Source organism: Streptomyces sp. NPDC031497, assembly GCF_055580905.1.
Genome location: NZ_JBVIKO010000057.1, coordinates 1 through 10,369 on the forward strand (window position 1 = coordinate 1; position 10,369 = coordinate 10,369).

Sequence of the window (10,369 nt, forward strand, 5' to 3'; positions counted from 1 at the left end):
ACGAGGAACGATTTCAAGGCGACTTCCGCACCCACCGCAAGAAGATCAACAACTACAACGCGTGTCCGGCTCACGGAACTTGTGCCAGACCCTTGAGTTGGCCCCGGCTTCCGGCTCGGAGTGGCCCCGTCGGTGACGGACAGGCCCATGAGGACTTGGCTGTGCTGTCGTGTCGGATCAGAGCGGGTCGTTGTCCCAGACTCGTGCCCATTCCTCGCGCGGCCGCAGACGCGAGAGGATCCTTTGGGCCTCGTCCCGGACCCCGGCGTCGTCATCCGCGGCCAGCTCGTGCAGCTGCTGGATCAGCCGGTCCGGGCCTTCGGTCGTCATCCACTCGGGGTCGCAGTCCAGAGCGGCTTCAAGCTGATCTGCAGTCGAGAACTCGACAGCCTGACTGCTGGCCAACAGCACGCAGCGGAGACCGGCGGTGTCCTTGCGCGCGAGCAGGGCCTCGGCCGTGTCCTGGGTGACCCCGGTGTCTTGGAGATCCAAGAGGAGGCGGTGGAGGACGTCCGCCACTTCGTCGATCTTGTCCGATGTCGCGAGCCGCCGACCGACCGCCGCGCGAACGGACCAGTCCGGGGAGTCGGCATCCTGAACGGCTGCGCTCAGCTCTTGATCGTCGGGAGACGCCATGCTCCCAGCCTGCCAGGGATGTCGTGGATCTCCATTCGATTTCTAGCCGCGCTGTTGCTTGGCTTTGGTCTGGGCGAGTCGGTAGGACTCGGTGCCGGTCTCGATGATGGTGCCGTTGAAGGTGAGGCGGTCCACGATGGCCGCGCAGAGCCGGGGGTCGGTGAAGGTCTTGGTCCAGCCTCCGAACGATTCGTTCGAGGCGATCGCGACACTGTTCTTCTCCTCCCTTTCGGTAAGAACCTGAAACAGAATCTCGGCGCCTCGGCGGTCCAGTTCGAGGTAGCCCAGTTCATCGATGCAGAGCAGGTCGACGCGTCCGTAGCGGGCGATGGTCTTGGTCAGCTGTTTCTCGTCGGCGGCCTCGACAAGTTCGTTGACGAGCTTCGCGGCGAGCGCGTAGCGGACCCGGAAGCCGGCCATCGCGGCGGCGGAGCCGAGACCGATCAGGAGATGGGATTTGCCGGTGCCGGAGTCGCCGATCAGGCAGAGGGGTTCGCCTTTCTTGACCCATTCGCAGGTGGCGAGATTGTTGATCAGGGCCGGAGTGACGTTCTGGTTGGCGGTGTAGTCGAAATCGGAAAGCCACCACTTGGAGCGTGGGAAGCCGGCCGCGCGGATCCGGCGTTCGGACCGTCGGCGGTCACGGTCCTCGCACTCGGCCGTGAGTAGTTCGGCGAGGAAGCCGCGGTAGGACAGGTGCTCGCGTTCGGCGCGGGCGACGGTATCGGCGAACTGGGCCCGCATGGTCGGCAGCCGCAGGACCCGGCAGGCGGTGTCGATGGCGGCGTCGGAGGCGGGCTCGGTCAGGGTGTGGTGCGGGCCGGTCATCGCGATTCCCTTCCGGGGCGGTGCAGGAGCTGGTCCCAGCGTTCGAGGGCGGGCAGGGGTCGTTGGTCGGCGGGCAGGCGGGTGGCCCGGCGTTCGGTCAGGCTGGGCAGCGGCAGGTCCGGCGGCGCGACCGGCTCCGACAGCACGGTGGTGGCGGCGACGGTCGGGGACCGGCCCTCCATCTCGGCGGCCTTGCGGGCCTCCAACGCGACTACGTCCGCGGTGCAGGTCCCCACCGCGAACACGGCATTCTCGACTCCCTGGCCGAAGCCGGCATCCGCTGCTGGGCCGACAAGGGATACCAAGGAGCCGGCGGAACCGTCCGCGTGCCCTACCACGGTCGCTGGGAGAAGCTCTCCGCAGGCCAGCAGGCGGTCAACCGCGCCCATGCCAAAATCCGGGCGCTGGGCGAGCAGGCCATGGCCACGCTCAAGACCTGGCGACTCCTGCGCAAGCTGCGGTGCAGCACCACTCGCATCACCAGCCTTGTCCAGGCCGTCCTGACCCTCCACCTGACCTGCTCAAACCAAGGTTGAAAACGGCTCAGTGCCGCTCTAACCCAAGCGCACAGGGTGGGAGATGTCGGCCTCGGGAAGAACGAGGCCGGGTGGGTGCCATAGCGACCTGCGGCTTCCTATGGTCCGGCGCGGCCTCTGCCATCGGCTGGGCGTAGTCCTGGAATGGGCGGATATACTCGACCAACACCCCATTGAAGTGCTGTAGTACCGGCGGTAGCCGTGGCCGGCAGTTCCGGCGGGCTTGACGGACAGATTGACGACGGTGGCGACCGTGCTGGGCTCCTGGCTCATCTCGATGCGTTTGCGTAGCTGAACGAAAAGCGTGGGCTGACGGGATTGTCACAAGGCGATCCACGGGCGCAGCTCACCCCCCGCCAGAGGAACCCACACAGCCTGGGTCGGTCCGTCGCGCTCGATGTCCTCCAGGAGCGCGGCTCCGAGCCGCACTTCGCGGGCGAAGGCCGCCACGAGGGGATGCTGGGCGACCATGGCCCGCATGTCGCTGATCCGGTTCCTCAGGGTGTTTCGGGAGGCTCCGGCCAGTACGAACAGGACCCTGGGAAAGACCGGGTACCAGCGGAGCCAGACCGCCCCTGTCCCGGCCGGCTGCGAGGAGCGCTGACGACTGACGGCCTGAGGCTGGTATGACCACAGTCGTGCATAGTCGATCAGCTTGGATGCGAGCCGTTCGCTGCTCATCGTCGCCCGGTCCACTTCGATGAAGGCTCGTAGTTTCGTGCGTTGGTCCCCGTCGATTCGGGTGTAGTACATCACGGCATCCGCGATGATCCTTTCGCCGTCTCCGAGGGGGTGGGACACCTCCGGTGTCCAGTCCAGATGGCCGTGCTCGTCGCCGTGGCGACGAGCGTCAGCGGCGAAGACGAGATGTGTGCGGACCACGGTGAGCGTATGCGACGTCTTCAGCGAGGCGGCCGTGGCAGAGGTGATCGGATACGGTGGACGGCCCCGCAGCGCGGGGAAGTCCCGGGTAAGGCCGGCCCCCTCGCCAGTGAGGTACCAGGCACGGGTGGCGTTGGACCGGGGCAGCACCGTGTAGTCGATGAGTTCCTCCTGTCGCAACTTGCTCAGCGGTCTGGAAATGATCCGGCGGCCGGCGTTGGGCCGCAGCATGATGTGGAGCTGGCTGGTGGTGGCCATTCGGTGCAGGGCGAGCGCGGCCAGTAGCTGATGAGGGAGAGGCTCGGCGAATATGGCGGAGCCGGTCGAGGCAGAGTCGTTGGCAGGGGTGGTCACGGGGATTCCTTCGGCTTCGGCAGACAGAGGGCCGCAGTGGTTGCGCAGATGCGCTGGGACGAAGCCACTCGCCGGGCGGAGGCTCGCGGGCCGCAGTTTGGCGAGGACGCACCTGGTGCGCGAGGACTTCATCGCGATGCGGGCAGTTGATGTGGATGCCGGTACAGCCGTACGGTCCGGCAGAGCGCCGTGCGGCGACCGAGCCGACCCGCGCGACGATGTCCAGATCGGGTGTACTGCCGCAGCGCGGTGACTGGGCCGTGGACGTCGGTGCCTGGACGCGCTGTGCCAACGGCGGCCGCACGGCACGGGAGACGCAGCGGTAGTCGAACTAGGCCCTGGCAGTGCCGGCGGTATGCGCCGGCCATGCGCCCCGTCGGCTCCCTTGCCGATGGCTGATGTGCAGGATGCATGGTCAAACTCCCGGTCAGGACGGGCTGTTGCTGACCTTGAGGAAATCCCCCACCCCCGACCGGACCGCCGACCATGAGGCGCCGCCAGGGTCACGATGGGGACACAGCGACCGTGGTCAGACCTGAGGTGGGCCCGACCACGTGGGCACAACCATCCTGGCCCTCGGTTCAGCGCCGTCCGACGGTGCTCCCGCAGCTGCAGGGGCCGGCGGCATGGGCGACGAATGCATCGAGCCCGCCGGCGAGTCAACCGCCTGAAATGAGCGATGGCCGGCCCGGGATCCGAGGATCCCGGTGGGAGGTTGACAGCCTCCTCCGGCCACCGGCCGACACACCCGGCCCGCCAGGGCTACACGAAGGAACCCACAGCCGAGTGCCGTACACCGGCAGGATAGCGACAACGTCGCTCTACCTGCGCTCTCGAAGGGTCAGCCCGCCTGGATGGTGCGGCGGGCCTCATCGATCGTCTTCTGCCAGGCGGTGGTGCTGCCGTGGCCCGGATGGGCCTCGGCCAGTGCCGATACGGCGACCATGCCCGGTTCTGCAGCCGCGCGCAGGGCATGCAGAGCGGCCTCCATGCGCTGTTGGGCCAGTACGGCACTGGCAGGCGCCTGCTGGCGGGCTCGCGCGAGAGCGATGACCCGCCGGCGCTTGTACCGGTTGCTGGTCAGACCCTTGTCGCTGCGCACCAGCTCGTCCGGCTCTGCGAGCTCCGGCAGGATGCCGCGGGCGATGGCCCGGTTGAGATCCAGGTGGCTGCTGTAGCCGAGCATTGGCGCGGCCTGCTTGGTGTCGAGCAGCTCATCCGGATCCCCGTCTTCGGCCGGCGCCGCCGCCTCCGTCCGGGTCTTGCTCTGGGTGTTGCCCGGGCCGGGCCGCTTATTGATCCAGTCAGTCACGGTGCCCAGGTACCAGGAGCGGCGAAGGCGGCCGCCCTCGGTGGTCTCCACGACGTCGGGTTCGGGGAAATACCCGGGCCGGTCCTGCAGCCAGGCGAGGAGGGTCACGGTCCGCTTGTGGCCGAGTGCCTTCGCCACATCCGAGGTCGACAGCAGCTGGTCGCGGGGGCCGGCGAGCAGGCTGTGGCGCACAGCCGACTGAGAAGACTTCGCCGCGCGGTAGCTTGTGAGGAATGGGCCGATGGTGCCGCGCTTCCACCAGCGCTGCCGGCCCTCCACATGGTCCGGTTCCGGGCATCCGGTAGCGCCGCGGTCCCGATACAGCTCGCTCAGGCGTGACGGGCTGAGACCGAACTCGGCATGGATCTCCTTGGCGGTCAGGAGCTCGTGCTCGTCGAGTTCGTTCTTGTCGGTGCCGGTCATCGTCTTCCTCCAGGAAGGCGTTGTGAGAGTGGACGAACTGCGTGCCGCGGACGCGGTGAAGGGCGGTGGGAGCGGAGGGTACCGTCAGCCTGCATCATGGAGTGTCTCCTCTCGGGCGGCGCGTGGTCTCAGCAGACTTTCGTTGGTGCCGGCACTCTCCGAGATTCGATACTAGATAGCGATACTGTGAGTTGGCAAGCCACCTGAACCGAAATTCTTGCCGCTGGCGATGAGCCGCATGTACCCGCACCACGTCCACTCGCCGTCCCGGCAGGCCATTGGGGCAGGGCGGTGTGCTGCTGGGGGACAGGCCTCGGAGACAGCGAGCGCAGTAAGTCGTTGGCTACCGACCTTCAAGTGGCCTCAGGCTCCGGGTCGACACATTTGGGATAGGGCTGTCGAGCGGGGATGCCGAGTTCGATGGACTCCCGCTCCTGGCGGGTCCGGCCGAGCCGGAATACGAACCGGTGGGCGCCGCGGTGCCGGATCCGGCGGGCTCCGACTGCGGCCAGGGCTTCGCGCAGCCAGACCGCCGGGTCGCTGCCGTCCTTTGGTGGGGGAGCCCCGAGAGCGACGAGTTGAGCGGCCGCGTATTGGTGTCCCTGCTCCTGGCGGCGGCTCTTCTGCGCGGTGCGGTCGTGGAACGTGGTCCCGTCCGGGAGGAGCTTCACCGTCCTCGGGGTGGCTCGGCCGGTGTAGACGGCGTTAGTCGCGGCAGTATGGGAGTCCTTCCCTTCTGTCCGTTGTCCGTTCTTGTAGCCCCAACTCAACCCGCAGCCCGCACACAACAGCCCTGACCACTAACCGACAGGACTGTTCGCCTTCCTAGCCCGTCACTCTGCGCAACCGCCGCATCGGTGAGTGCAGCACCGTCTACCGGCCCGCAAACGGTGGCAGATGGCCAACTGGCCCGGCGGGTTGGACCGCTTCCGCAGGTCAGGGGTTTTCCCCCGGATCAGTCGCTGCCCTGGAGCGTGAAGAGCCCCGGCCCGGGCATTTTTCCTATAACGCTGCGCACAGCCGATCCGGGGCCGTACCGTTCTGGCGAGATCACTGCTCTTGGGGAGGGCGAACGGGGATGCTGGAACAAGCGTTGACGGCGTTGGCCGCGGCCGGTGGGGCAGCGGTTGTACGGGCGGCAGGGACGGACGCGTGGACCGGGTTGCGGACGGCGGTGGCACGTTGGTTCAGTCGAGGTGACGCACAGCGCGAGCGGGCGGAACTCGAACGCCTGGACCAGACCGCTGGTGAACTTCAGTCCGCGGAAACAGCCCAGGCCGAGGTGGTGCGTATCCGTCACGAGGCAGCCTGGCAGGCTCGTGTCGAGGCCCTGCTGGAGGGCCTGGACCAGGACGAACGTGTGCAGGCCGCCGAAGAACTGCACACCCTGCTGGTTCAGCACGCCCCCCAGGGTGGGGCGTCGGCCGGACCGGGAGGACTGGCCGTGGGCGGAAACATGGACGTCCGCGCCGAGAAGGGTGCGATCGCGGCGGGGGTTATCCACGGAGGTGCGCATATCGGACGCCCTCAGAAGCCGGATCCGTCCCAGGGCTGAACGGACCGGCCTCCACGAGCACACCACTGCCCGCTGCCGGCACCAGTGATTCAACAGCCCTCACACGACCCGCCCAACACGCAGGGGCGGCCACCCGAGGCAACCCGGGGATATCGTCCGCAGCTAGGCTCGCCGCGAAGCTGAGCCTGCCCGGAGACGTGTACGCGTCCTCACTGCCAGATGTCGCCGAGCAGCCCCATGTCCTCGCCGTTGCCGGCGGGGTGGCGGCGACCTACCTCGCTGGTGGAATTCACTACTACGCCGCCGACGCCGCAGACTCGTCGGCTCTGGGGAACTGGCAGCCGGTGGCCGTCACCGACCTGCTAGGCCTCGGTGTGCACCGTGCCCGCTCGGACGGCGGCGACGGATCGGCGCTACCGCCCTACGTCCTGCGCGACGTGGACGGCCAGGTCCGGGACGAGCTACGAATCGCGGCCGAGTCGGGCGGGTTCGTGCTGCTTACCGGCGACTCGACCGCAGGCAAGAGTCGCACCGCCCTCGAAGCCGTGCGGGAGGTGCTCCCCGGACATCTGCTCCTCGCCCCGCCTTCGGAGGCCGATCTGCGGCCGTTGCGTCGGGCACCCAACGAGCCTGCCTATGACCGGCACGTCCTGTGGCTCGACGATCTCGAGCGTTACCTGGGGCCGGGCGGCCTCGAACCGTCGTTGCTGACGTCGCTGATCAGGTCCCACCTTGTGGTGCTGGCCACTCTGCGCGACGAGCGCTATGACACCCTGCGGGAGACTGCGGATGAGCTCACCGGTGAAGGCGGCTCGACCCGCATGACGGCCGATTCTGGACGGCGGGTCCTGAACATGGTGGAGCCCATTGTCGTGCGGCGGCTGTGGAGCGACGCCGAACTCGCCCGCGTGGCGCAGGCGGACGACCGCCGCCTGCATGAGGCCCATGCCCGTCATGGCGTCCACGGCATCGCCGAGTACCTGGCAGCCGGGCCCGAACTCCTCGCCGAGTGGCGCAGGGCAGCGCGAGCCACGGCCAAGGGCGGCCATCCACGGGGGGCGGCCCTCGTTGCAGCTGCTGTTGACTTGGCCCGCGTCGGCTTGATCGGCGACCTGCCAGTGGCCCTGCTGCAGGAAGCGCACCACGGCTACCTCAAGGCCCTGGGCGGCGCCGCGCTGCGGCCGGAACCGTACGCCGACGCCTTGGTCTGGACCTCGCAGGTCCGCTTTGGCGTCGCCAGCCTGCTGATGGAGGGCGAGCGGGAGGGCACCAAACGCCCATTCGACTACCTCGTCGACTCTGTGGCCCGCGACCCCCACGCACCGGACGTGCCGGACTCGGTGTGGCGCGCCGCCCTGAAGCACGCCGACGACGGGACGCGCCCGCTCATCGCCCGAATCGCTTCGTTCAGCGAGCAGTGGGCGATTGCTGAGCAGGCATGGCGGCCCCTTGCCGAGTTGGGCGACGAGGAAGCGGTCATCAACTACACCTCGGCACGGCTGTTCCAAGGCGTGGATCCGGTAGAGGTCGAACCGCTGCTGCGTCCTGTCGCCGAGGCTGGGATTGCGGTCGCCCAGCTCAACCTCGGCGCACTCCTCAAGATGAAGGGAGCGGAGGAGGAGGCCGCGGGATGGTGGCGGAAGGCGGCGGAGGACGGCTTGGTCGTCGCGTCCTTCAACCTCTACCTCCACTACCGGGATGAAGGGGACGAGGAGGAGGCCGAAACATGGTTGCGCCGTGCCGCGGAGGGCGGATACGTCAGGGCCATCACCACTCTGGCGAAACTCCTGTACATGCGCGGCGACAAGACCGAGGCGGAGCCGTGGTGGCGGGCGGGAGCCGCAGCCGGAGACACCGAGGCGATGTACGTATACGGGCACTTGCTCCGGCTGAGCGGTGCCGAACAGGCTGAGCTGTGGCTGCGCCGAGCAGCCGAACGAGGCCACGACCGGGCCGCAGAGATTTTGGGCCTCGCCGCTGACGAGCGCGGTGATCTCGCGGAGGCCGAGAAATGGTGGCGGGTCGCCGCCGAGGCCGGAAACGCGGAGGCTGCCAACCAACTCGGCGTGCTCCTCAGCACACAGGGCAAGCGGGCCGAGGGCAGGACCTGGTATGTCAAGGGAGCCGAGGGCGGCCACGAAGTGGCCATGTTCAACCTCGCTGTACGGCTGTCCGAGGAGGACGACCTCGAAGGGGCCAAGGAGTGGTACCGCCGGTCGGGCGCAGCCGGACACATCGAGTCCTTCAACAACCTCGGAATCCTCCTCCGCCTGGAGGGTGATCTCGTCGGAGCCGAGGCCGCGCTTCGCCGGGCCGCGGACGTCGGTGACGCGAAGGGATGTCTCAACCTGATTGATCTGCTGACGTGCGAAGGGCGTTCCCAAGAAGGCCGGTCCCTGCTTCTTGAGTTGCTCCGCGACCCCGAGGACGCGGAAGAGGCCATCTCATATGCCATTGCCCGGCTGCAGGACAGCCCGCGCGTGGCCCGGACCATCATGCAGTGGGCCGCCGAGGCCGGTCGCCCCGATGCTGCACACAACATCGGGAGGGAGTACTACGTTCAAGGGAAGCTTGAGGAAGCCGAACACTGGTGGCGTATCTCGGCCCCCGTGATCCCTGCATCCGCCTACAACGTCGGCATATTGCTGTCCAAACGCGGTGAAGCAGAGGAGGCGGCATCCTGGTGGAGGAGAGCGGCCGAGGCCGGCCACCAGGAGGCGGACCTCAGGCTCGCGGAGTGGCTCATCGACTCCGGGGAGACGGAACAAGCGGTGGAAAGGCTCCGTCGCCTGGCGGGTGGTCTCCCCGAAGCCGCCTTCGTGCTGGGCCTATTGCTCTTCGAAAAGCCCGACAGACAGGTAGAGGCCGAGTACTGGTGGCGGCAGGTCGAGGAGCACGGGGACGCGGACACCGCCTTCGGCTGCGCGTCCTATTTTGCCGAGCACGGCGACGAGGAGCGGATGGAGCTGTGGTGCCGTATAGCGGCCGAGGCCGGGCACTCGAGGGCAGCGCTCAACCTCGGAGCTCTGCTGGCCGACCGGGGACTGCTTGCGGAAGCGGAGTCCTGGATGGCTGAAGCCGTGCGGAGAGGTCTTGAGGAGGCGGCCCAACCATTGGCGCAGATAAGGGAGTTTCTGGCCTCCCGGAATTCCTGACCGCTGCCGCCTACGGCCAGCCCCTGGCGACGGTCGGATCCCGGCGCATACGGCAAGGTCGCCTCGCACTCGGCCTGGTGGCGGCCGCGTACACGGCGGAGACGATCCGCGCGGGTAACCAGGCGGTGCCGAGCCGACCGGCGGTCCAGGTCATGCACTAGTGCCGCATCAAGCAACGTTCACCCTGTTCACGACCTCGCGTAAACGTTCGTCGGCGGCGTGCTTGTTCCGCCATATGAGGTAGCGGCGGATCATGCTTCCCTGCTCCTTGTGGCTGGCGTGGTCCGTTCCGTCCAGTGCGAAGTAGCGCAGGGCGGTGAACTGGGCTTCGATGCGGTTGAGCCAGGAGCTGTTGGTGGGTGTGTAGGCGAACTCGACGTTGTTGGCTGCGGCGCAGTCGCCGACCCGGGTGTCCTTCTTCGTGGTGAGGTGTGGGGAGAAGTTGTCGAGCACGATCGCGATACGGATCTTGGGCGGATAGAGGGTGCGCAGGTAGCGACAGAACTCCAGGAACCTCACCCGGTTCTTCTTCGGTTTGATGTGGCCGTAGAGCTTGTCCTGGGTCAGGTCGTAGGCGGCGAACAGGTGCCTGACCCCGTGCCGGGGGGGGGGGGGGGGGGGGGGGGAGGTCGCCCCCCGGGGGGGCCTCGGTTCCCGGTCGGGATCCTTTTTCCAACCCCCCCTTTCGGCCCCTTTCCGGCCCGGGTGGGGTTGGAGATTGAGCGGG

At 67.8% G+C, this 10,369-nt stretch carries 9 protein-coding genes and 2 pseudogenes; 3 read left to right on the forward strand and 8 right to left on the reverse strand.

Features of this window, described 5'->3' with window-relative positions; all coding sequences use genetic code 11:
* Window positions 1-177 precede the first annotated feature (177 nt).
* Genes ACZ5K7_RS47950 through ACZ5K7_RS47960 form a run of 3 tightly spaced genes read right to left on the reverse strand, consistent with a single transcriptional unit; the run spans window position 178 to window position 1,709 of the window.
* On the reverse strand, window positions 178-636 hold the full coding sequence (locus ACZ5K7_RS47950) for a hypothetical protein (protein ID WP_468924870.1): 459 nt from the start codon (window positions 634-636) through the stop codon (window positions 178-180).
* Window positions 637-678: 42 nt separating this feature from the next.
* Complete coding sequence (gene istB / locus ACZ5K7_RS47955; protein WP_468924872.1) at window positions 679-1,464, reverse strand: IS21-like element helper ATPase IstB; 786 nt, start codon at window positions 1,462-1,464, stop codon at window positions 679-681.
* Entirely contained in the window at window positions 1,461-1,709 is a 249-nt protein-coding gene (locus tag ACZ5K7_RS47960; RefSeq protein ID WP_468924886.1) for a hypothetical protein, read from the reverse strand. The genes istB and ACZ5K7_RS47960 overlap by 4 nt, the downstream gene beginning before the upstream one ends.
* Here ACZ5K7_RS47960 and ACZ5K7_RS47965 point away from each other — a divergent pair.
* Window positions 1,701-2,000: pseudogene (locus ACZ5K7_RS47965) on the forward strand (transposase family protein); the annotation flags it as partial. The gene ACZ5K7_RS47960 and the pseudogene ACZ5K7_RS47965 sit on opposite strands and share 9 nt — an antisense overlap.
* A 321-nt stretch (window positions 2,001-2,321) precedes the next feature.
* Here the strand turns inward: ACZ5K7_RS47965 and ACZ5K7_RS47970 are convergent.
* The 4 genes from ACZ5K7_RS47970 to ACZ5K7_RS47985 all read right to left on the reverse strand — a co-directional run bounded on the left by ACZ5K7_RS47970 (window position 2,322) and on the right by ACZ5K7_RS47985 (window position 6,373).
* The gene (locus tag ACZ5K7_RS47970; protein WP_468924874.1) at window positions 2,322-3,236 is read right to left on the reverse strand and encodes a replication-relaxation family protein; all 915 of its coding nucleotides are present in this window, start codon (window positions 3,234-3,236) and stop codon (window positions 2,322-2,324) included.
* Window positions 3,237-4,077: 841 nt separating this feature from the next.
* The gene (locus tag ACZ5K7_RS47975) at window positions 4,078-4,971 is read right to left on the reverse strand and encodes a hypothetical protein (RefSeq protein WP_468924876.1); all 894 of its coding nucleotides are present in this window, start codon (window positions 4,969-4,971) and stop codon (window positions 4,078-4,080) included.
* A 353-nt stretch (window positions 4,972-5,324) separates the two neighbouring features.
* Complete coding sequence (locus ACZ5K7_RS47980; RefSeq protein WP_468924878.1) at window positions 5,325-5,642, reverse strand: hypothetical protein; 318 nt, start codon at window positions 5,640-5,642, stop codon at window positions 5,325-5,327.
* A 284-nt stretch (window positions 5,643-5,926) separates the two neighbouring features.
* Entirely contained in the window at window positions 5,927-6,373 is a 447-nt protein-coding gene (locus ACZ5K7_RS47985) for a hypothetical protein (protein WP_468924880.1), read from the reverse strand.
* A gap of 311 nt (window positions 6,374-6,684) precedes the next feature.
* Here ACZ5K7_RS47985 and ACZ5K7_RS47990 point away from each other — a divergent pair, with 311 nt between their 5' ends.
* Together ACZ5K7_RS47990 and ACZ5K7_RS47995 are read left to right on the forward strand one after the other, a co-directional pair.
* Entirely contained in the window at window positions 6,685-9,642 is a 2,958-nt protein-coding gene (locus ACZ5K7_RS47990) for a tetratricopeptide repeat protein (RefSeq protein WP_468924882.1), read from the forward strand.
* Between the two features lie 42 nt (window positions 9,643-9,684).
* Window positions 9,685-9,773, forward strand: a pseudogene (locus tag ACZ5K7_RS47995) (amino acid ABC transporter permease); the annotation flags it as partial.
* 37 nt (window positions 9,774-9,810) lie between these two features.
* Here the strand turns inward: ACZ5K7_RS47995 and ACZ5K7_RS48000 are convergent.
* Window positions 9,811-10,369, reverse strand: a 559-nt coding sequence (locus ACZ5K7_RS48000) for a transposase (protein WP_468924884.1), incomplete at its 5' end; no start/stop codon positions are given.

What these genes read in the sequence shown, in the direction of transcription:
- istB (WP_468924872.1), bottom strand. Translation starts at nt 1,464, where the DNA reads ATGACCGGCCCGCACCACACCCTGACCGAGCCCGCCTCCGACGCCGCC.
- ACZ5K7_RS47950 (WP_468924870.1), bottom strand. Translation starts at nt 636, where the DNA reads ATGGCGTCTCCCGACGATCAAGAGCTGAGCGCAGCCGTTCAGGATGCC.
- ACZ5K7_RS47975 (WP_468924876.1), bottom strand. Translation starts at nt 4,971, where the DNA reads ATGACCGGCACCGACAAGAACGAACTCGACGAGCACGAGCTCCTGACC.